The sequence below is a fragment of the Rhodobacter sp. P1_C2 genome, assembly GCF_056406375.1.
In genome coordinates this window covers 1-21,391 of sequence record NZ_JBFUAG010000018.1, presented here as the reverse complement: position 1 = coordinate 21,391, position 21,391 = coordinate 1, and the positions used below count along the sequence as shown (strand labels likewise).

General features: G+C 66.7%; 19 protein-coding genes. 9 read left to right on the top strand and 10 right to left on the bottom strand.

Going from position 1 to position 21,391, the window contains the following annotated elements; translation table 11 throughout:
* Positions 1 to 77: 77 nt before the first annotated feature.
* Together AC1DZT_RS22825 and AC1DZT_RS22820 are read right to left on the bottom strand one after the other, a co-directional pair.
* Positions 78 to 551 carry a DNA polymerase III subunit chi gene (locus AC1DZT_RS22825; RefSeq protein ID WP_478008953.1) on the bottom strand — a complete coding sequence of 158 codons (474 nt, stop codon included), beginning with the start codon at positions 549 to 551 and terminating at the stop codon, positions 78 to 80.
* Positions 548 to 2,020, bottom strand: coding sequence for a leucyl aminopeptidase (locus tag AC1DZT_RS22820; protein ID WP_478008952.1), 1,473 nt, complete (start codon positions 2,018 to 2,020; stop codon positions 548 to 550). Before AC1DZT_RS22820 ends, AC1DZT_RS22825 begins: the two co-directional genes overlap by 4 nt.
* Before the next feature lie 273 nt (positions 2,021 to 2,293).
* Here AC1DZT_RS22820 and lptF point away from each other — a divergent pair, with 273 nt between their 5' ends.
* The 5 genes from lptF to pdxA all read left to right on the top strand — a co-directional run bounded on the left by lptF (position 2,294) and on the right by pdxA (position 9,200).
* Positions 2,294 to 3,442, top strand: coding sequence for an LPS export ABC transporter permease LptF (lptF, locus tag AC1DZT_RS22815; RefSeq protein WP_478008951.1), 1,149 nt, complete (start codon positions 2,294 to 2,296; stop codon positions 3,440 to 3,442).
* On the top strand, positions 3,439 to 4,533 hold the full coding sequence (gene lptG / locus AC1DZT_RS22810; protein WP_478008950.1) for an LPS export ABC transporter permease LptG: 1,095 nt from the start codon (positions 3,439 to 3,441) through the stop codon (positions 4,531 to 4,533). Before lptF ends, lptG begins: the two co-directional genes overlap by 4 nt.
* Positions 4,533 to 6,743 carry an LPS-assembly protein LptD gene (locus AC1DZT_RS22805; RefSeq protein ID WP_478008949.1) on the top strand — a complete coding sequence of 737 codons (2,211 nt, stop codon included), beginning with the start codon at positions 4,533 to 4,535 and terminating at the stop codon, positions 6,741 to 6,743. Before lptG ends, AC1DZT_RS22805 begins: the two co-directional genes overlap by 1 nt.
* Before the next feature lie 83 nt (positions 6,744 to 6,826).
* Complete coding sequence (locus AC1DZT_RS22800; RefSeq protein ID WP_478008948.1) at positions 6,827 to 8,158, top strand: peptidylprolyl isomerase; 1,332 nt, start codon at positions 6,827 to 6,829, stop codon at positions 8,156 to 8,158.
* A 46-nt stretch (positions 8,159 to 8,204) separates the two neighbouring features.
* Positions 8,205 to 9,200, top strand: a complete 996-nt coding sequence (pdxA, locus tag AC1DZT_RS22795) for a 4-hydroxythreonine-4-phosphate dehydrogenase PdxA (protein ID WP_478009023.1) — start codon at positions 8,205 to 8,207, stop codon at positions 9,198 to 9,200.
* Between the two features lie 112 nt (positions 9,201 to 9,312).
* Here pdxA and AC1DZT_RS22790 read toward each other — a convergent pair whose 3' ends face one another.
* The 4 genes from AC1DZT_RS22790 to AC1DZT_RS22775 all read right to left on the bottom strand — a co-directional run bounded on the left by AC1DZT_RS22790 (position 9,313) and on the right by AC1DZT_RS22775 (position 11,703).
* Positions 9,313 to 9,693, bottom strand: a complete 381-nt coding sequence (locus tag AC1DZT_RS22790; protein WP_478008947.1) for a VOC family protein — start codon at positions 9,691 to 9,693, stop codon at positions 9,313 to 9,315.
* Positions 9,694 to 10,524, bottom strand: a complete 831-nt coding sequence (locus AC1DZT_RS22785; RefSeq protein WP_478008946.1) for an arginyltransferase — start codon at positions 10,522 to 10,524, stop codon at positions 9,694 to 9,696.
* A 105-nt stretch (positions 10,525 to 10,629) separates the two neighbouring features.
* Positions 10,630 to 11,079: an RDD family protein gene (locus AC1DZT_RS22780; RefSeq protein ID WP_478008945.1), complete on the bottom strand. Its 450-nt coding sequence runs from the start codon at positions 11,077 to 11,079 to the stop codon at positions 10,630 to 10,632.
* Between the two features lie 81 nt (positions 11,080 to 11,160).
* Entirely contained in the window at positions 11,161 to 11,703 is a 543-nt protein-coding gene (locus tag AC1DZT_RS22775) for a DUF2852 domain-containing protein (RefSeq protein ID WP_478008944.1), read from the bottom strand.
* Between the two features lie 452 nt (positions 11,704 to 12,155).
* On the opposite strand from AC1DZT_RS22775, the gene AC1DZT_RS22770 reads away from it, so the two are divergent.
* Together AC1DZT_RS22770 and ilvN are read left to right on the top strand one after the other, a co-directional pair.
* Positions 12,156 to 13,928, top strand: coding sequence for an acetolactate synthase 3 large subunit (locus tag AC1DZT_RS22770; RefSeq protein ID WP_478008943.1), 1,773 nt, complete (start codon positions 12,156 to 12,158; stop codon positions 13,926 to 13,928).
* Positions 13,929 to 13,995: 67 nt separating this feature from the next.
* Complete coding sequence (ilvN, locus tag AC1DZT_RS22765) at positions 13,996 to 14,556, top strand: acetolactate synthase small subunit (protein ID WP_478001998.1); 561 nt, start codon at positions 13,996 to 13,998, stop codon at positions 14,554 to 14,556.
* A 163-nt stretch (positions 14,557 to 14,719) separates the two neighbouring features.
* Here the strand turns inward: ilvN and AC1DZT_RS22760 are convergent, their stop codons facing one another.
* Together AC1DZT_RS22760 and AC1DZT_RS22755 are read right to left on the bottom strand one after the other, a co-directional pair.
* Complete coding sequence (locus AC1DZT_RS22760; RefSeq protein ID WP_478008942.1) at positions 14,720 to 15,172, bottom strand: cytochrome c-type biogenesis protein; 453 nt, start codon at positions 15,170 to 15,172, stop codon at positions 14,720 to 14,722.
* The gene (locus AC1DZT_RS22755) at positions 15,169 to 17,136 is read right to left on the bottom strand and encodes a heme lyase CcmF/NrfE family subunit (protein ID WP_478008941.1); all 1,968 of its coding nucleotides are present in this window, start codon (positions 17,134 to 17,136) and stop codon (positions 15,169 to 15,171) included. Before AC1DZT_RS22755 ends, AC1DZT_RS22760 begins: the two co-directional genes overlap by 4 nt.
* Before the next feature lie 208 nt (positions 17,137 to 17,344).
* Between AC1DZT_RS22755 and rocF the strand changes: the two genes are divergently transcribed.
* Complete coding sequence (gene rocF, locus AC1DZT_RS22750) at positions 17,345 to 18,283, top strand: arginase (protein ID WP_478008940.1); 939 nt, start codon at positions 17,345 to 17,347, stop codon at positions 18,281 to 18,283.
* 140 nt (positions 18,284 to 18,423) lie between these two features.
* The gene (moaA, locus tag AC1DZT_RS22745; RefSeq protein ID WP_478009022.1) at positions 18,424 to 19,425 is read left to right on the top strand and encodes a GTP 3',8-cyclase MoaA; all 1,002 of its coding nucleotides are present in this window, start codon (positions 18,424 to 18,426) and stop codon (positions 19,423 to 19,425) included.
* Positions 19,426 to 19,455: 30 nt separating this feature from the next.
* Here moaA and AC1DZT_RS22740 read toward each other — a convergent pair whose 3' ends face one another.
* Positions 19,456 to 19,989, bottom strand: a complete 534-nt coding sequence (locus tag AC1DZT_RS22740) for a hypothetical protein (protein WP_478008939.1) — start codon at positions 19,987 to 19,989, stop codon at positions 19,456 to 19,458.
* Between the two features lie 114 nt (positions 19,990 to 20,103).
* Positions 20,104 to 21,267, bottom strand: a complete 1,164-nt coding sequence (locus AC1DZT_RS22735) for a M20 aminoacylase family protein (RefSeq protein WP_478008938.1) — start codon at positions 21,265 to 21,267, stop codon at positions 20,104 to 20,106.
* Between the last annotated feature and the right edge of the window lie 124 nt (positions 21,268 to 21,391).

Sequence of the window (21,391 nt, the reverse complement as noted above, 5' to 3'; positions counted from 1 at the left end):
CGCAGGCCCCCGGCGTCGCGATTTATCGCGCGCCGCCCCCCGGCCGGAGGCCCAAATTCTTCCGGTCAGCCACCACCCTACCCCGCTGCCGCCGGGCGCTCGGTTTTCTTCACCCAGGTGCCGTCCTCGTCGCTCCAATATTGCGCGCCAAGGCCCCAGCCGGTGAAGGTGGTCCAGCGCTGCCGGGCCGCGGCCACCGCTTCGGGATCGGCGCCGTCGAAGAAGACCCAGATCCGCTCCAGCCCCGCCACCTCCTCGCGCAGCGCCTCGGCGCCGGCCAGAAGCATCAGCCCCTTGGCGCCGTTGCCGATCGCCCCCGCGCCCAGCAGCACCGGCTGGTCGGCGTCCTGCGCCCCGCCCTCCAGCCCATGGGCCAGAAACTCCTCCTCCGGCCCGAGCCAGAGCTTGGCCTCCAGATGGGTCAGAAGCCGGGGCAGCGGGGCGCGGATCATCACCCGCCACCCGGCCTTGCGGGCGCGCGAGACGGTCGTCATGACCGTCTCGTCAAGGCCCGCATGGATCAGGTGGTAAAAGACCGCCGTGGCGCTCATTTCGTCTCGTAGGCGTCAGCGATCAGACGGTTCAGCGCCAGAACGCCCCAACCCGTGGCGCCCTTGGGGGCGAGGCCCGTGTCGGACTTGGCCAGCGTCACCCCCGCGATGTCGAGGTGGACCCAAGGCATCCCCTCCTTGATGAAGCGCTTGAGGAAATGCGCCGCGATCGTGGCCCCCCCCTCGCGTCCGCCGACGTTCATCATGTCGGCCAGCCGCGATTTCAGCTTGTCGTCATGGCCCTGCGCCAAGGGCATCCGCCAGGCGCCCTCGCCCTCGGCGCCCGCGGCTTTCAGGAACGCGTTGCAGAGCGCGTCGTCGTTGGAGAAGACCCCGGCATGTTCGGCCCCCAGCGCCACGATGATCGCCCCGGTCAGGGTGGCGAGGTTGATGATCCCCTTGGGATGGAAGGTCTCCTGCGCGTACCAGAGCACATCGGCAAGCACGAGGCGGCCTTCGGCGTCGGTGTTGATCACCTCCACCGTGTCGCCCTTCATCGACTTCACGATATCGCCGGGACGCTGGGCGCGGCCATCGGGCATGTTCTCGACCAGACCCACCAGACCCACGACATTGGCCTTGGCGCCGCGCAGGGCCAGGGTCTTCATCACCCCGGCCACGACGCCCGCGCCGCCCATGTCCATCGTCATCTCTTCCATGCCACCGGCCGGCTTGATCGAGATGCCGCCGGTGTCAAAGCAGACCCCCTTGCCGACCAGCGCGAAGGGCGCCTCGCCCTCGACCCCGCCATTCCAGCGCATCACCACCATCTTGGTCGGGCATTCCGAGCCGATGCCGACGCCGAGCAGCAGCCGCATCCCCAGACGTTCCAGCTCCTCCTCGTCAAAGACCTCGACATGCACGCCCAGATCGCGCAGGCCGGTCAGACGCTCGGCAAATTCCACCGTGGTCAGCACATTGGCCGGCTCGTTCACCAGATCGCGGGTGAAGAAGATGCCCTCGGCCAGGGCCTTGGCGCTGGCCAGCGCCGCAGCCGCCATCTCGAGATTGCCGACCATCACGCTGATCCCGCCAAGCGGCGTCTTCTCGCCGGTCTTGTAGAGGTCGAAGTCATAGGCGCGCAGGGTGAGGCCCAAGAGCAACTCGGCCAGACGCGGGTGGCCCTCGGCCAGGACCAGCGCGCCTTGCGGGCCACGGGCGCGGGCAATCGCCCCGCCAGCCTTGCGGGCGGTCGCGACATCCGACTTGCGCGGCAGGCGCAGCACCTGCACCGCCTCGCTGGCCAGGCCGAGCGGGAAGACCAGGTCGACCGACTCGCCCGGTTTGACCTTCTTCCAGCCCTCCGAGGCCATCAGCCGGCGCAGGGCACCGCGGGTCAGCCGGTCGATCCGGCGCGCGCCGGGCGAGGAGGGCTCTTCGCCATCGACCAGAAGCACGATCCGCGCGGTCTGGGCAGCCAGGGCTTCGGGATCGAAGGGCAGCAATTCAGGAACAAGAACGTCGGTCATCAGAAGCTCCGGCAAAACGCCGTCCCGAGGCCGTATGGCGGCGGGGACTGGCAGGGACGGCGGTCAGGCTAGACCCGGGGGGCGGAAATGGCCAGATGCGACGTGGCCGGACCGGCGGCCGAACCCACCGCCGCAGCCCCCGCCGCAGCCCCCGCCGCAGCCCCCTTGCGCGGATTACCGGCGCTTTCGGTTTCGCCCGTCTTTCCGTTTGTCCGCTTTCGGTTTAGGGTCCGTCGGAAGGCCCACCTGCGAGGCCGCCTGTGAGGTTGGAATTTGCCACGGATCGACCGCTATCTTCTGTCGCAATACCTGCAGCTCTTCGGGTTTTTTGCGCTGGTCCTGGTCGGAGTCTATTGGATCAACAAGGCCGTGGGTCTGTTCGATCAGCTGATCGGCGACGGGCAGACGGCGCTGGTTTTCCTCAAGTTCTCGGTCCTCACCCTGCCCACGGTGATCAAGCTGGTGATGCCGGTCGCAGCCTTCATCGCCACGGTCTATGGCACCAACCGGATGCTCACGGAAAGCGAGATGGTCGTCATGCAGGCCACCGGCTTTTCGGCCTGGCGCCTGGCGCGGCCAGTCCTCTATTTCGGGCTTTGCGTCGCCCTGATGATGGGGATCATGGACAATGTCCTCGTACCCGCCAGCCGCTCGGCCCTGGTCTCGGCCCGCGCCGCCATGTCCGAAAACATCACCGCGCGCTATCTGACCGAGGGCACCTTCACCCATCCCTCGCCCGACACCACGCTTTACATCCGCGAGATCTCGGCCAAGGGCGAGCTTCTGGACCTCTTCCTCGCCGATGACCGCAACCCGGTGGAATCCACGACCTATACCGCGCGCAAGGCGCTGTTCGTGCGCGGCGATGCCGGGCCGAAGCTGATCATGTTCGACGGCATGGCGCAGGTGCTCGACCATGCGACGCAGCATCTGTCGGTGACGCGATTCGCCGATTTCACCTTTGATATCGGGGCCCTGCTGACCGCTTCCTCCCGCCCGGGCCGCGGCGCCTCCGAGCTTTCGACCGCCAATCTCTTCTTTCCGACCCCGGCCCTGCTGGTCGAGACCGGCGACAGCGCCGACGCCCTCCTCTTCGAGGCGCACAGCCGCCTCGCCGATCCCCTGCTTGCACTGTCGGTCACGCTGGTCGGCTTTGCCAGCCTGATCGTCGGCGGGTTCAGCCGCTTTGGCCTCTGGTTTCAGATCGGGGTTGCGATTGCGCTTCTGGTGCTGGTCCAGGGTCTGGCCACGGCGATCTCCGGCATGGGGGCAGAGATGCCGCGCGGCTGGGTGCTGCTTTATGCCGCGCCGGTTCTGGGCCTGACCATCGCCGGCGCACTTCTGGCCTGGACCTGCCGCCCGCGTCCGGTGCCCGCCACCGGCCTGCCCGAGGCGGGCGATCTCGCCGGGGGTGCGGCATGATCCTGAACCTCTACATCGCCCGGCGCTTCCTGTGGCTCTTCATCCGGATCTTCCTCGGCTTCTTCCTGCTCATGGTGATGATCGACCTCATCGACGAGATGCGCCGCTTTTCCAACCCCGGGCTGACCCTGGGCGAGGCCTTGCAGCTGTCCCTGATGAATGTGCCGGAGACGATCTACCGCATCCTGCCGCTGATCCTCGCCCTTTCGGCCATCGCGCTGTTCCTCGGCCTGTCGCGCTCGTCCGAGCTGGTGGTGGTGCGGGCGGCGGGGCGGTCGGGCCTGTCCTTCCTGCGCGCGCCGGTGCTGACGGCGCTTGGCATCGGCTTTGTCGCCGTGGCGGTGCTGGACCCCTTGGTGGCCGCCACCCAGCGCCGCTATGACACGCTCTCGGCCGGACATGCCCGGGGTGGATCGGTGCTGTCGGTCTCGGACAGCGGGCTCTGGCTGCGCCAGGGCAGCGACACCGGGCAGACCGTGATCCAGGCCGAGCGCGCCAATCTGGACGGGACCGAGCTTTACGATGCGACCTTCCTGACCTTCGGCCCCGATGGCACCCCGCTGCAGCGGATCGAGGCGGCCAATGCGACGCTGATCCCCGGCTACTGGCAGGTGTCGCGCGCCAAATCCTGGCCGCTCGACCAGGACAACCCGGAACGGACCGCGGCGCCGGTGGCCGAGGGCACCAAGCTTGCCACCGACCTGACGCGCGAGCGGATCCACGACAGTTTCGGCACGCCGAGCGCGGTGAGCATCTGGAAGCTTCCCGCCTATATCCGCGATCTGGAGCGGGCGGGCTTTTCGGCGCGCAGCCATCAGGTCTGGTTCCAGATCGAACTGGCCCAGCCGCTGCTTCTGGCCTCGATGGTGCTGATCGCCGCCGGCTTCACCATGCGCCACGCCAGGATGGCGCGGACCGGGACCCTGGTGCTTTTTGCCCTGCTCGCCGGGTTCGTCGTGTTCTTTCTGCGCAATTTCGGCCAGATCCTCGGTGACAACGGCCAGATTCCGGTGTTGATGGCGGCCTGGGCCCCGCCCGCTGCCGCCACGATGCTGGCGCTTGGACTTTTGCTGCATCTGGAGGATGGCTGATGCGTCGGCTGCTGCCCTTGACCCGCGGTGTGCTGACGGCGGCGGCCCTGCTGGCGCCGGCGCCGCTTGCCTTTGCGCAAACCTCGGCGGGCCAGGCCACCACCCAGGCCCCGACCCAGGCTCCCGCCGAGGCGCCGCGCACCACGCTGGTGGCCGATGCCGTCACCGTGCAAAGCCAGGATGTGTTGATCGCCAAGGGCCATGTCGAGGTCTTCTACAAGGGCCAGCATCTGACCGCCCAGGCCATCACCTATGACCGCAGCACCGACAAGATGCTGATCACCGGGCCGATCCGCGTCGAGGATGGCAAGGGCAACATCTTTCTGGCCGAACAGGCGAACCTGTCCACCGACCTGACCGAGGGCATCCTGACCTCGGCCCGGATCGTGCTGGACCAGCGCCTGCAGATGGCCGCGGGCGAGGTGCTGCGCGCCGATGGCGGGCGCTATACGTCGATGCGCCGGGTGGCGGCCTCGACCTGCACGATCTGCGCCGGCTCCAGCACCCCCCTGTGGGAGATCCGCGCCCGCGAGGTCCTGCATGATTCCGTGGCCCAGCAGATCTGGTTCAGCGATGCCACCCTGCGCTTTGGCGGCGTGCCGGTGCTGTTCCTGCCGACGCTGCGCGTGCCCGACCCGACGCTGACCCGCGCCACCGGCTTCCTGATCCCGAAATTCCGCAGCACCTCGCAATTGGGACCGGGGCTGATGGTGCCCTATTTCATCACCCTCGGCCCAAGCCGCGACATCCTGCTGACGCCTTACCTTACGACGCAGGGCGACCGCACGCTGAACCTGCGCTACCGCCAGGCCTTCACCTCGGGCACGCTCGAGATCGAGGGCGCCGGCACCAAGGACAGCATCATGCCCGGCTCCAGCCGCGGCTATCTGCAGACCACCGGCAATTTCGACCTCGGCCGCGGCTATCAGCTGGCCTTCCACGGCATCCTGGTCAGCGACCCGTCCTATCTGTCGGACTACGACATCTCGGACGACGACCGGCTGGAAAGCGTGATCGGCGTCACCCGGGTGCAGCGCAACCTGTTCCTCTCGGCCTCGGTCACCGGGTTGCGCTCGCTGCGCGAAGGCGACGACAACGCGACCCAGCCCTCCTATATCACCTCCTTCGACTTTCACCGCCGCTTCCTGCCCGCGATCCTCGGCGGCGAGGGCGAGTTCGAGTGGCAGACCCAAAGCGTCTACCGCCCCTCCTCGGACCCGTTCGACACCAATGGCGATGGCGTGGCCGATGGCCGCGACATGGGCCGCGTGACCTTCAAGGGCAGCTGGCGGCGCAACTGGACCTTCAACAACGGCATGGTCCTGTCGACCGAGGCGCAGACCGAGGCGGATTTCTACTCGATCCAGCAGGATTCGGTCTATGAGGGCTACCCCTATCGCAGCACGGCGATCGGCGGGGTCGAACTGCGCTGGCCCTGGGTGCGCGGCGAGAAGAGCGGGGCGAGCCAGCTGGTCGAGCCGGTGCTGCAACTGGTCGTGGCCCCGCGCAACGACAACCGGATTCCGAACGAGGATTCGACCCTGGTCGAATTCGACGAAAGCAATCTCTTCGCGCTGGACCGTTTCCCCGGCGCCGATGCCTTCGAGGGCGGCAGCCGGATCAATCTGGGCGTGAACTACCTGCGCACCGCGGCCCAGGGCTGGACCCTCGGCGTCACCGCGGGCCGCGTGATGCGGTTCGAGGATCAGGGCCAGTTCAGCACGGCCTCGGGGCTGCAGGGCAAGAACTCGGACTGGCTCCTGTCCTGGTCGGTGGCCGATGCCAGCGGGCTGAGCCTGACCAGCCGCGCCCTGATCGGCAACGGGTTGAGCCTGACCAAGGGCGAAGTGCGGCTCGACCTCAACCGCCCGAACCTCAGCCTCGCCACCGGCTATGAATACTTGCTGGCCGACCCGAGCGAGGACCGCCCGATTCCGGTGCGCGAAGTCGTGCTGGACGGCAGCTACAATCTGACACCCAACTGGACGGCGGCGCTGACCAACCGCTATGACATGGTCTCGCAGCGGATGGCCAAGGCGGGTGTGAAGCTGAACTACCAGAACGAGTGCCTGTCGGTCGATCTTTCCATCTCGCGCCGGTACACGTCCTCGACTAGTGTGAGGCCCAGCACGAATTTCGGCGTCTCGGTCGAACTTCTGGGCTTTGGCGGCACGCCCCGACAGGGCGCGCAGCAGATGTGCCGCAGGTGAGCGGGATGTCTGGACGGGGCGCGGGCGGTGGCGGAAGGCGTGACGAAGCAGGAACGAAAGCAGTGGCGGACAGGAACAGGCGGATGAAGCGGATGGCAGGTTGGGGGATCGAGCGGCGGGTGGTGCTGAAACTGGCGCGGAACATGTCCCTGTCGGCGGCACTGGTTCTGCCGGTCCTTGGCGCGGCCTTCGGGCCGGGCACGGCCCTGGCACAGGACCAGTACCAGACCCAGGACCTCTCGCAGGCGCCTGACGCGGCGATGGCCCCGCAGGCCCCGGTCGCCCCCTCCGAACCGGTCGGCACGATCACCCCCGCCATCACGGTGAACGGCAGCGTCATCACCCCCTTCGAGCTGCGCCAGCGGCTGCTTTTCCTGCAGCTCTTGAACCAGCAGGGCGATCTTGTCGCCACCGCGCGTGAAAGCCTGATCTCGGAACGGCTGGAGACGGCGGCGGCAAAGTCGCTTGGTGCCAGCGTCGGCCCCAACGAGATCTCACAAGGCATGGCCGAGTTCGCCGCACGCGGCAAGCTGACCACCGAGCAGTTCCTGCAGACCCTGGGCGAGGCGGGCATCTCGCCGCAGACCTTCCGCGATTTCATCACCGCCGGGATTCTCTGGCGCTCTGCCGTGCGGACCAAGTTCGTCGGCCGCGTGTCGGTGAGCGAGGCCGAGATCGACCGCGCCCTCGCCACCGGATCGCCGAAGATGCCGGGCACCGGGCGCCGCCTGCTGCTGTCGGAAATCGTCGTGCCGGATGATGGCAAGATGGATCTGGGCCTCGTCTCGGAACGCATCGTCAAGAAGGTCAAATCCGCCAAGGACTTCGCCGCCATGGCGCAGCTTTACTCCAAGGTCGGATCGGCCAGTTCCGGCGGCTCGATCGGCTGGATGAGCGCCAGCGACCTGCCCCCGACGGTGGCTTCGGCGCTGTCGGGCCTCAAGCCCGGCGAGATGTCGAAACCGGTGCGCCAGGAAGGTGCGCTGACCTTCTATTTCCTGCGCGATGCCGGCGAGGCCAGCAATGGCAAGGGCGCGATGCAGGTCGATTATGCGCTGTATCAGCCGCCGTCGGGCACCGACCTTGGCCGGTTGCAGGCCAGCCTCTCGGGCTGTGACGGGCTGTACGTCACCGCGCGTGGTCTGCCCGCGACCGCGCTGCAGCGCCAGACCGTGGCCGAGGGCGCCGTGCCCGCCGGCCTGCGCGGCGCGCTCGCCGCGCTCGACGCCGGCGAAAGCACCGTCGTGACCGGACCGGCCGGAACCCCGGCGCTTCTGATGCTGTGCAGCCGGTTGCCGGTGCAATCCCTCGCCCGGGATGATGTGCGCGCCACCCTGCTCAGCCAGAAGATCGGCCTGCTTGCCGCCGCCTATCTGGAGGAGCTGCGTTCCGGCGCCATCATCACCGAGAACTGAGGTGGCGGACATGACGGGCAAGGCCGGACCAACGGGCAAGACCCAGATGCGCTGGCACAACGCAGCGCCCGGCGCGCCGGTCGCCCTCACCTGTGGCGAGCCTGCGGGCATCGGGGCCGAAATCGCGGTCCTGGCCCGTGCCGCCCTGCCCGACCTGCCCTTCTTCTGGATCGGCGACCCGCGCCACCTGCCCGAAGGCACCCTCTTTGCCGAGATCTCCAGCCCGGTCGAGGCGGCCTCGGTCGCGCCCGGTCTGCTGCCGGTCCTGCGCCATGCCTTTGCCGGCCCCGCCATTCCCGGCAGCCCCAGCCCCGAGAATGCCAGGGGCGTGATCGAGGTGATCGCCCGCGCCGTGGCGCTGGTTCAGGCCGGCGAGGCCGCCGCCGTCTGCACCCTGCCGATCCACAAGAAGGCGCTGAAGGATGGCGCGGGCTTTGGCTTTCCCGGCCATACCGAATTTCTCGCCCATCTGGCGGGCGGCGTGCCGGTGGTGATGATGCTCGCCTCGGAGGTCCTGCGCGTGGTGCCCGCCACCATCCACATCCCCCTGTCCGACGTGCCGCGCAGCCTGACGCCTTCCCTGCTGGAGGAAGTGATCCGCCTGACCGAGGCGGGGCTGCGCCGCGATTTCGGCATCGCGCAGCCGCGTCTGGCCATCGCAGGGCTGAACCCCCATGCCGGCGAAGGCGGGGCGATGGGCTGCGAGGAGGTCGAGATGATCGCCCCCCTCCTGACCCGCCTGCGCGCCGAGGGGCTGGACCTGCGCGGGCCCCTTTCGGCCGACACGATGTTCCACGCCCGCGCCCGCGCGGGCTATGACGCCGCGATCTGCATGTATCACGACCAGGCGCTGATCCCGATCAAGACGCTGGATTTCGATGGCGGGGTGAATGTCACCCTCGGCCTGCCCTTCATCCGCACCTCGCCCGACCATGGCACCGGGTTCGACATTGCGGGCAAGGGGATCGCGCGGCCGGACAGCACGGTGGCGGCTTTGCGGATGGCGGCCAGGATGGCGGCGGCGCGCTTGGCACAGGCGTAGAAGCGGGGGGGGGGTCACACCCCCCGCACCCCGCCGTCGGAAGCGGGGGGTTTCACACCCCCCGCACCCCCCGTGGGATATTTATGGACCAATGAAAGGGGAAGGCGGGCCGTCAGCTTTTGGGTTGGATTAGGTCCCAGCGGTTGCCGAAAGGGTCGCGCCAGACGGCGACGGTGCCATAGGGTTCGTGGCGGGGGTCTTCCTCGAAGATGCCGCCGGCGGCGCGGATGCGGGCGTGGTCGGTGGCGAAATCATCCGATTGCAGGAAAAGCCAGACGCGGCCGCCGGCCTGGTTGCCCAAGGCGGCGCGTTGCGCGTCATCCTCGGCGCGGGCGAGGACGAGGCGGATGCCGCCCTCGGGCGGGGTGACGGTGACCCAGCGTTTGCGGCCCTGATCTATGTCTTCAGTCAGGGTGAAGCCGAGGCCGTGGCAAAAGAAGGCGATGCCCGCGTCATAATCCGGCACCAGCAGCGAGAAGGCGGAAAGCCGCACTCAGAGCCCGCGTGCTTCGGGCAGCGCGATCCTGGCGACCTGTTCGGCGATCGGTTCTACCGACAGCGGGTGAAGTTCGGCCACATGGGCGGCCGGGTCGCCGATCGGCACCCATTGCCCGGATTTGTAGATCTCCAGCGCCGAGAAATTCGCCTTGTAGCCCATCTTGCGGCTGCCCGGCACCCAGTAGCCGAGGTAGACATAGGGCAGCCCCGCCTCGCGCGCGATGGCGATATGGTCGAGGATGGCGAAAGTGCCAAGGCTCAGATGCTGCAGGTCGGGGTCGTAGAAGCTGTAGACCATCGACAGCCCGTCATCGAAGACATCCGTGAGGCTGACGCAGGCCAGCGGGCGCCCCCGCTCGCCCGGGCCGGCGGGACGGGTGTATTCGATCACCCGGCTCTTGATCGGGGTCTCTTCGATCATCGCGGAGAATTCGAAGACATCCATGTCGGCCATGCCGCCATCGGCGTGGCGCTCGTCCAGATAGCGGCGGAAGAGGGCGAACTGATCCTCGGTCGCCCAGGGGCTGGTCGCATTCCGGCGCAGGTGGCTGGCCGCCTTCAGGACCCGCTTGTGTGTGCGCGAGGGTTCGAAATCCGCCACCCGGATCCGCGCCGACAGGCAGGCCGAGCATTCTGCGCAGGACGGCCGATAGAGCACGTTCTGCGAGCGGCGGAAGCCCTGCTTGGACAGCGAGTCATTCAGCCGCTGCGCATGTTCGCCCTGCAGGGCCGTGAACAGCTTGCGCTCCATCCGCCCCTCCAGATAGGGGCATGGTTGCGGGGCCGTCACATAGAACTGCGGGGCGATCGGCAAGGTGTGGCGCATGATGGCCTTCGGGTGAGGAATGCCGGGAGGTTAGCAAGGCCCGCGCCTGCCGCCAAGAGCCTTGTGTAAGGATATTGTGACAGGATCGCGCCGGACAGGCGCCCTTCAGCGAAAGGCGCTTCGATTGACCAGGGCGGTGCCCAGCACGACATCCGACAGACCCTGATGCGCCCGGGTGAAGGCCATCATCAGGACCGAGATCACCTGCGGAAAGACGAAGGCGACCGACAGCGTGTAGAACAGCGTGTGCAGAAAGGCCGTGCCGCCGTCGATCGGATAGCCCATCCGGTCGCGGAAGGTCAGGCCGACCATCCGCATCCCGAAGGTCGCCGAGGCGCGCGCCATGCCCATCCAGCGGTAGAGAAAGCTCACCACCAGATACAGCCCGCCCAGAAAGAACAGTGCCAGGAACCCGGTCAGCGGGATCAGCACCGCCGTGATCGCGGCAATCATCACGGTGTCGATCAGCCAGGCAATGGCGCGCCGCGGCGCCACATCGGCAAACAGACGGTCCTCAGGGATCACATGGATCGTCTGGGGGTGATCAGCGTACATCGGGGTTTCCCTTCAGAAGAGAGGCGGAACGTCTTGCATCCGCAGCCCCGGACCCGGGGCTGCAGAAGTAGTACGCGCGGATCAGAAGTTTCCGTCGCGGGTCGGGCCGGAAGGATCGACATCGGTCGAAGGGGCCGAGGGCGTCGGACGCGCACTGCGGGCGCGGTCTTCCATGAAGGCGTCGAACTCGGTCTTGTCCTTGGCCTCGCGCAGGCGCTGCAGGAAGGACTGGAAGGCTTCCTGTTCCTCTTGCAGGCGGCGCAGGGTCTCTTCCTTGTAGGCGTCGAAGGCCGAATTGCCCGAGGAGCGGAAGCCCCCCATGTGGCGATGGCCGCAGCGGCTGCCCCACTGGCTGCCGAAATGGCTGGCCCAGGGGCCCCGACCGTCACGGCCGTCACGGGTGTCGCGGCCCTCGCCGCAGGAACGATTGAACATGCGTTTGCTCCAGATCATATAGGCCAGAAGGCCAAGGCCAATCGGCCAGACAAAGATGAAGGCGAGGATGACGGCCGCAATCCAGGCCCCGCGCCCACGCGCGTCAAGCCAGGCCTGCACATTGCGCGCCATGGTAAGGATGCCACCCGGCCCGCCGGAAGCGGGAGGGGAATGAGGCTGGCTGTACATCGGCAGATCTCTCCTTGAGTTGCTGCGGGTTGCGGGTCGAAGGTTGCGTCGGGGTGCGGCTTCGATGTGAATGCCTTTCACATTGACCAAGATGGCCCCGGTCCCTGCCCCGTTCAAGACTTCATGTTACAGATATTTACATTGAGCCAGATTCCGCCGAATCCCGGGTCGCAGCGCCGCCCCTGCCCGGTCATTTTTGCACTAGTTGCGCAGCAGACCCGGAAACTCGCAATATAAGTACAAAAATTCACGCCACCGCGACATAATTCTGTACGATTTGCGGTTGACGCCCCCTTGGCCCGCTCATAGTGTCCCGCTCCAGACGGAATGACGGGAAACGAGGCGGGACATGGTTCTCTCACTTGTAGAAGTATGGTGTTGGCGTATGGGCCGGTAACGGCAACCTGATCAGGTATCCATGCGCCCCCGCGAAGACTCCCGGGGGCTTTTTGTTGACCAAAGAGGATAAGACGATGCGGCAGATGACCGGTGCGAAGATGGTGGTGCAGGCGCTCAAGGATCAGGGCGTCGAGGTGGTCTTTGGCTACCCCGGTGGGGCCGTTCTTCCGATCTATGACGAGATTTTCCAGCAGAACGACATCAAGCACATCCTGGTGCGCCATGAACAGGGCGCGGTCCATATGGCCGAGGGCTATGCCCGCTCGACCGGCAAGCCCGGCGTGGCCTTGGTGACCTCTGGCCCCGGGGCCACCAATGCGGTGACCGGGCTGACCGATGCGCTGATGGATTCGATCCCGATCATCGTGCTTTCGGGCCAGGTGCCGACCTTCATGATCGGCACCGATGGCTTCCAGGAGGCCGATACCGTCGGCATCACCCGGCCCTGCACCAAGATGAACTGGCTGGTCAAGGACACCGACAAGCTGGCCGAGACGATCCACCAGGCCTTCCATGTCGCCACCCACGGCCGCCCCGGCCCAGTGCTCGTGGACATCCCCAAGGACGTGCAATTCGCCACCGGCACCTATCTGCCGCGCGAGGAAAGCAAGATCTCGCATTACCAGCCCCGCGTGCGCGGCGACGAGGCGCTGATCGCCCGTCTGGTCGAGATGATGGAGACGGCCGAGAAGCCGATCTTCTACACCGGCGGCGGCGTGATCAACTCCGGCCGCAAGGCCTCGACCCTCCTGCGCGAGCTGGTGGCCGAGACCGATTTCCCGATCACCTCGACGCTGATGGGCCTCGGCGCCTATCCGGCCTCGGGGAAGAACTGGCTCGGGATGCTGGGGATGCACGGGCTTTACGAGGCCAACCTCGCCATGCATGGCTGCGACCTGATGATCAACATCGGCGCCCGCTTCGACGACCGGATCACCGGGCGGCTGAAGGATTTCAGCCCGCATTCGAAGAAGGCGCATATCGACATCGACCCCTCCTCGATCAACAAGGTGGTGCATGTCGATGTCGGCATCGTGGGCGACGTGGCCTCGGTGCTGGAGGAGGTGCTGCGCCAGTGGCGGGCCCGCGGGTCCAAGACCAACCGCGCCGCCCTGCCGAAATGGTGGAGCCAGATCCAGCAATGGCGCGCTGTCAAGAGCCTGTCCTACAAACCCTCGACCAAGACGATCAAGCCGCAATATGCGCTGGAACGGCTGGAGGCGCTGACCAAGGGCATGGACCGCTACATCACGACCGAGGTCGGCCAGCACCAGATGTGGGCGGCGCAGTTCCTCGGGTTTGAGGAGCCGCACCGCTGGATGACCTCCGGTGGCCTCGGCACCATGGGCTACGGCCTGCCGGCAAGCATCGGCGTGCAAGTGGCGCATCCGGATTCCTTGGTGATCAACGTGGCGGGTGAGGCCTCCTGGCTGATGAACATGCAGGAAATGGGCACCGCGATGCAGTTCCGCGCCCCGGTCAAGCAGTTCATCCTGAACAACGAACGCCTCGGCATGGTGCGCCAATGGCAGGAATTGCTGCATGGCGAGCGCTATTCGCACAGCTGGTCGGAAAGCCTGCCGGATTTCGTGAAACTGGCCGAGGCTTTCGGCTGCAAGGGCATCCAGATCTCCGACCCCGCCGATCTCGACGACGCGATCATGGAGATGATCCGCTACGACGGCCCCTTCATCTTCGACTGCCGGGTGGAAAAGCACGAGAACTGTTTCCCGATGATCCCCTCGGGCAAGCCGCATAACGAGATGCTGCTGGGCGATGCCGACACCAAGGGCGCCATCAAGGCCGGCGGCGCGGTGCTGGTGTGATCTGGCGGAGCGGGGGCCAGCCCCCGCACCCCCGGGATATTTATGGACCAATGAAAGAGGCGAAGAGATGAACGCTCTCAACATCAAACGCGGCTCGTCGAGCCATTCGGCCTATGATCTGCGCGATCCCAATGGCGAGATCATCGAGAGCCATACGCTCGCCGTCGTCGTCGCCAACGAAAGCGGCGTGCTGGCGCGGGTGATCGGGCTCTTCTCGGGCCGCGGTTACAACATCGAAAGCCTGACTGTGGCCGAGGTGGACCATGAGGGGCACCTGAGCCGGATCACCGTGGTGACGCGCGGCACCCCTGCCGTCATTGCCCAGATCAAGGCGCAGCTGGAACGGATGGTCGTGGTGCATGAGGTCCATGACCTGACCGCCGAGGGCCCGAGCGTGCAGCGCGAGCTGGCCCTTTTCAAGGTCGCGGGCAAGGGCGAGGCCCGGATCGAGGCGCTGCGCCTGGCCGAGATCTTCCGCGCCAATGTGGTCGACTCCACGCTGGAAAGCTTCGTCTTCGAGATGACCGGCACCCCGGAAAAGATCGACGCCTTCGCCGACCTGATGCGCCCGCTCGGCCTGCGCGAAATCGCCCGCACTGGCGTGGCCGCCCTGTCGCGCGGCGCCTGATTCACCCGACGCAAATATCCGCTGGGGTGCGAGCCGTTTGCCCGAAGGGCGAAGAAACGGCGAAGCGAGGGGGAGCCGCGGCTCCCCCTGCGTCTTTTTGGGGTTTCCCAAGGGGCCAACGGCCCCCTTGGGTCAGGGGGTGCGGGGGGCGGAAGCCCCCCGCCTACTCCTTCAACAGTTCCGCCACCCTTGCCTTGTCCGCCTCGCTCAACCCCGCAGCCTCCGGCGCCGAAGCGCGCCTGCGGGTGACGACGAAGGCCAGCACAGCACCACCCAGCAAGGCCGCTGGTCCTGCCAGCCACAGGATCAGGTTCGCGCCCGAGGTCGTGGGCTTCAACAGCACGAACTCGCCATAGCGGGCGACGATATAGGCCACAGCCTGTTCATCGCTATCCCCGGCCTTGATCCGGTCGCGCAGCAGGACCCGCAGGTCATGCGCCAGATCGGCATCGGAATCGTCGATGCTCTCGTTGCGGCAGACGAGGCAGCGCAGCCCCTGGCTCAGCGCGCGCGCCCGGGCCTCCTGGCTCGCATCGGGCAGCATCTCGTCGGGGCGGACCGCGAAGGCGGGGGCAGCGAGCAGCGCAAGGGCAAGGGCCAGTCCAAGGCGCCTCATTCCGCGGGCACTCCCACCGGGCGGCGTGCCCCTGCGGCCAGGCGGTAACGCCGGTCGGTCAGGCTCATCACCCCGCCCGCCGCCATCATCAGCCCGCCGAGCCAGAGCCAGTCGGCAAAGGGTTTGAGGTAGGAGCGCACCGCATAGCCGCCGCCATCCTGCGGGTCGCCCACCACGAGGTAGATGTCGCCAAAGACGCCGGGGCGGATCGCGGCCTCGGTCGTGGCCATGCCGGCCACCGGATAGGTGCGCTTGGCCGGATGCATCACCGCGACCTCGGCGCCGCCCTTGCGCACCACCATCTCGGCCACACGGGCGGTGTAGTTCGGGCCGGGTTCGTCGCGGATGTCCTTCAGCTGCACCTCATAGGGCCCGAGCGGATAGCTCTCGCCGACTTTCAGCACACGGATATCCTCGACCGCCCAGGAGGTCAGGGCCACCACGCCGAAGATCACCACGCCAAAGCCGGCATGGGCCAGGGCGCGGCCCCAATCGGCGCGCGGCAGCCGGGTCAGCCGGCCCATCCGGTTGCCGAAAGCCCCACGTCCGGCGCGCTGCCAAAGGTCGATCGCCGCCCCCGCCACCAGCCAGACCGCCAGCGCCACCCCCAAAGGCCCGAGGGGAGAGCGCCCCGAGGTCAGTGCATAGGCCAGCAGCGCCGCAGCCACCGCCAGCGCCAGCGCCCCGGCAAAGGGCTTCAAGGCCCGCGAGAGCTCCGCCCGTTTCCAGGGCAGGACCGCGCCCACCGGCAGGATCACCGCGAGGCCCAACACGAAGGGCATGAAGGCCGCGTTGAAGAAAGGCGCCCCGACCGAAAGGGCGCGACCCCACAGGATCTCGGCCACCAGGGGCCAGATCGTGCCGATGAAGACCACGAAACAGGCCACCGTCAGCAGAAGGTTGTTCACGACCAGCCCGCTTTCCCGGCTGACCATCGCAAAGACCCCGCGCGATTCCAGCGCCCCGGCGCGCAGCGCGAAGAGGGTCAGCGCCCCGCCGACAAAGACCGCAAGGATCGCCAGCACGAACATCCCCCGCGTCGGATCACTGGCAAAGGCATGGACCGAGGTGATGACCCCCGACCGCACGATGAAGGTGCCGATCAGCGAAAAGCCGAAGGCGAGGATCGCCAGCAGCATGGTCCAGGCCTTCAGACTCTCGCGCTTTTCCACCACGATGGCGGAATGAAGGAGCGCCGTCGCGATCAGCCAGGGCATGAAGGAGGCATTCTCCACCGGGTCCCAGAACCAGAACCCGCCCCAGCCGAGTTCATAATAGGCCCAGAGCGAACCCATCGTGATGCCGATGGTCAAAAACAACCAGGCGGCGAGGGTCCAGGGCCTGACCCAACGGCCCCAGGCGGCATCGACACGGCCCTCGATCAGGGCGGCGACGGCGAAGGCGAAGGCCATCGAAAGGCCGACATAGCCGAGGTAGAGGAAGGGCGGGTGGAAGGCCAGGCCCGGGTCCTGCAGCAAGGGGTTCATGTCATGCCCGTTCATCGGCGGAAAAGCCAGCCGCAGGAAGGGGTTGGAGGTCCAGAGCATGAAGGCCAGAAAGGCCACCGCGATCGCCCCCTGCACCGCCAGGACCCGCGCCTTCAGCCGCACCGGGAGATTTCCGCCGAACCACTGGGCACAGGCGCCGTAAAGGCTGAGCGCCAGCACCCAAAGCAGCAGCGAGCCCTCGTGGTTGCCCCAGACCCCGGCCACCTTGTACAGCATCGGCTTCAGCGTATGCGAATTGTCGACCACCAGCTTCAGGCTGAAATCATCGGTGACGAAAGCATAGGTCAGGGCGCCGAAGCTGACCGCGATCAGCAGGAATTGCGCGGTGGCGGCGGGTCCGGCCAGCGCCATCAGCACCGGATCGCGCCGCTCGGCCCCGATCAGCGGCAGCACGGCCTGAAGACAGGCCACGACAAAGGCCAGGATCAGGGCAAAATGTCCAAGCTCTACGATCATCGGCCTCTCCTCTTGTTGCGGCGATCATAGGCAGTATTGCGCGCCGATCCAATGGCCTGCGGCAAGGCCCCGCCCCGCCTGCGGCAGTGCGCCGCGTGATGTGATCGGCGTTTTGGGCATTTTGCCGAGGCGCGGGGCGGATTTCGCGCAGAATTGCCATGGACCGGGGCGCGACTTGCCGGGATAGTGCGGCAAAATGGAGGATCACATGGCCACACCCACTCTGACCCGGACCACACTGATCGGGGCGCCGATCGATGCGGGCCAACGCCGCGCCGGCTGCGTGATGGGGCCTGCGGCCTATCGGGTGGCCGGGATCGCCCAGGCCATCGGCGACCTCGGCCATGGGGTCGAGGATTGGGGCGATGTGACCCTGCCCGCGCTGAAGCCCGCGCTCTGCGCCAATCCGGTGGTGCATTCCCTGCCAGAGATCCTCGGCTGGACCGAGGTGCTGGCCTCTGCCGTCGTCAGGGCGCTGGAGGCGGGCACCCTGCCCATCGTGATGGGCGGCGACCATTCGCTGGCGCTCGGCTCGGTCTCGGGGGCGGCGGAACATGCGGCTGCGGTCGGGCGGCCGCTGTTCCTTTTGTGGCTGGATGCCCATTCGGATTTCCACACGCCCCTGACCACGACCTCGGGCAACCTGCATGGCACCCCGGTCGCCTATATCGCCGGGCGCGAGGGTTTTGACGCCTTCCCGCCCTTCCCCGGCGTGATCCCGGCGGAACGGATCTGCCTTTACGGCATCCGTTCGGTCGACCCGGCCGAACATGCGGCTCTTCTGACCCATGACATCGCGATCAACGACATGCGGGTGCTGGACGAACGCGGCATCGTGGCGCCCTTGCGCGAGTTCCTCGAGACGGTGAAGGCGGCGGGCGGCATGCTGCATGTCTCGCTCGATGTCGATTTCCTCGACCCGTCGATCGCCCCCGCGGTCGGCACCACCGTTCCCGGCGGCACCACCTTCCGCGAGGCGCATCTGGTGATGGAACTGCTGCATGAGTCGCGTCTTGTGACCTCGCTGGATCTGGTCGAGCTCAATCCGTTCCTGGATGAGCGCGGCAAGACGGCCAAGCTGATGGTGGATCTGGTCGGCTCGCTGATGGGGCGCAAGGTCTTCGACCGGCCGACGCGGAGTTTCTGAGGAGGAAGCGGGGGGTTTCCACCCCCCGCACCCCCCGAGGCGGGGGCGGCTCACGCCCCCCGCCGCCCCCAGTGGGATATTTCTGTCTGGATGAAGGGGCTGGGCTTTTACTGGCCGGGGTTTCCGCCTATCTTCACCTGATGACCGTGCCCCTGATCGACCCCTTCGCCCGCGCGATTTCCTACCTGCGCGTCTCTGTGACGGATCGCTGCGATTTTCGCTGCGCCTATTGCATGACCGAACACATGACCTTCCTGCCCAAGGCCGAGCTTCTGAGCCTTGAGGAGCTGGAGCGGGTCTGTTCCGCCTTCATCCGGATGGGGGTGGAAAAGTTGCGCATCACCGGGGGGGAACCCTTGGTCCGCAAGGGCATCATGTCGTTTTTCGAGGCGATGGGGCTGAAGCTTGGGGCTGGGCTGAAGGAGCTGACCGTCACCACCAACGGCTCGCAGCTGCGCAAATATGCGCAAGCCCTGGCCGATTGCGGGGTGAAGCGGATCAATGTCTCGGTCGATACGCTGGACGACAAGAAATTCGCCGAGATCACCCGTTGGGGCCGCCTGGCCCAGGTGCTCGACGGCATCGCCGCGGCCAAGGAGGCCGGCCTCAAGGTCAAGATCAACGCCGTCGCCCTGAAGGGCTTCAACGAGGACGAGCTGTTTTCGATGGCCGAATGGTGCGCCCGCGATGGCCACGACCTGACCTTCATCGAGGTCATGCCGATGGGCGACATGGGCACGGTCGAGCGCGCCGACCAGTACTGGAGCCTCAAGGACCTGCAGGCCCGCCTTGCCAGCCGCTACACCCTGACCGAACTGGCCGAGAAGACCGGCGGCCCCGCCCGCTATCTGCGGCTGGAGGAGACCGGCCAGAAGATCGGCCTGATCACCCCCCTGACCCATAACTTCTGCGAAAGCTGCAACCGCGTGCGGCTGACCTGCACGGGCGAGCTTTACATGTGCCTCGGCCAGGAAGACATGGCCGACCTGCGTGCGCCCCTGCGGGCGAGTGCCGACGACGCGGGCCTCGAGGCCGCCATCCGCAGCGCCATCCTGCGCAAGCCCAAGGGCCATGACTTCGACTATTCCCGCGCGAAGGTGGCGGGTCAGGTGTCACGGCACATGAGCCATACCGGGGGGTGAGGGCCAGGGTACGAGCCCGACCTTCACAAATCACGACCGCCACAACCGACGCACCTGGACTGGCAGCTGGGGCAGCGCCAGTGCTATGAAAAAAGCAGCGAACCCGAGAGGACCGTAGTCTTCCGAACGGAGTGTGCCTTGTCCGCTCAAGCTGCAAGAGGTCTCGGCCAAAACGAACAAGGCGCCAATGAGCGCCATGTGTCCGATGCTCAGGAGGCAAAGGATCACCGTCGCGGAGTACCCCTTGCCGAGGCTCATCTGAACCGCCGCCACGCCGCCAAGCGCCAGAAAGACGAAGGGAAGCACCGGGCCGAGCAGGGAAATCGGGGCCAGAGCGGTGCAGGACACATTCCCGGCGGAGTTTACAATGTAATCGACATTCTCGCTGAGCATCGCAGCGAAGTAAGCATTGATGAACGTCAGGACGATGACCTGAACGAGGCTCAGGATGACAAGAGCCCACCCATGTCCTGCCTCAAGCCTATCCTTCATTTCGACCCTTTCCGGGCTGACTTTATCAAACGCCGTGCCCTCCAGGCCGATTCCCCAAATCATGGTTAACACGCCCTCTCCGCCCCGCGCGTAGAGACGGAAGGAAGACGGAAGAAAGACGCCAGCAAGACAAGCGCCTCCCCCTTCCGCCTCCGGATTAATCCAGCGCCCGCAGGACCTTGGCCGTCACACCGGCATCCGCGCCTCGATCATCCCGGCATACCAGCTCGACCCGAAGGGAATGGCATCGTCGTCGAAGTTATAGGCGGCATGATGCAGGCTCGCGGTGTCGCCATTGCCGAGGAAGATATAGGCGCCGGGGCGGGACTGGAGCATGTAGCTGAAGTCCTCCGCCGCCATCAAAGGCGCCACATTGGTGACGACCGAGGGCGAGATGCTTTCGGCCACCTGGGCGGCAAAACCGGTGTTCAGGCTGGCGTTGATCGTCACCGGATAGCCGCGCTGGTAATCGACATCCGCCCGCGCGCCGAGGGCCAGGGCCGTGCCCTCGGCAATCTCGCCGATGCGCTTTTCGACCAGGTCCTGCACGCCGTGATCCATGGTCCGCACGGTGCCCTTCAGCTTCACCGTCGTCGGGATCACGTTATGCGCCGGGCTGTCGGTCTCCACCACGCAGACCGAGACGACGACCTGTTTCAGCGGGTCGACATTACGGCTGGCGATGGTCTGCAGGGCCAGGATGATGTGCGAGGCGACGACGACCGGATCGACGCCGTTATGCGGGTTCGCCGCATGACCACCCTTCCCGGTGATCACGATGTCGAACTGGTCGGCGGCAGCCATCATCGCCCCCTCACGCAGAGCGAAGGTGCCGACCGGAATGCCCGGCATGTTGTGCATGCCGTAGACTTCCTGGATGCCGAAACGCTCCATCATGCCCTCGGCCACCATCTCGCGCCCGCCGCCGCCACCCTCTTCGGCGGGTTGAAAGATGCAGACGGCAGTGCCGTCGAAATTCCGCGTCTCGGCCAGATAGCGCGCTGCCCCGAGCAGCATGGCGGTATGGCCGTCATGGCCGCAGGCATGCATTTTCCCAGGCGTGGCAGAGGCATAGGCGAGACCGGTCTTCTCCAGGATCGGCAGGGCATCCATGTCGGCGCGCAAGCCGATCACCCGGCCCGAGCCGGAGTTGCGCCCCTTGATCACCGCCACGACGCCGGTGCGCCCGATACCCTCGACCACCTCGTCACAGCCGAAACTGCGGCACAGATCCGCCACCTTGCCGGCCGTGCGCTGCACATCGAACATCAGCTCCGGATGGGTGTGAAAATCCCGGCGCCAGGCCGTGATCTCGGGCAGCAGTTCGGCAAATCGGTTCTTGACGGGCATGGGACGACTCCTTTGCCCGATGATCCGCCAATCACCGCCCGTCGGCAACCCCCGCCCTTCCCCCTTTCATACTGGCAGAAATATCCTCGGGGGCGGTCCGGAGGGGAGGGGGCGGAAAGCCCCC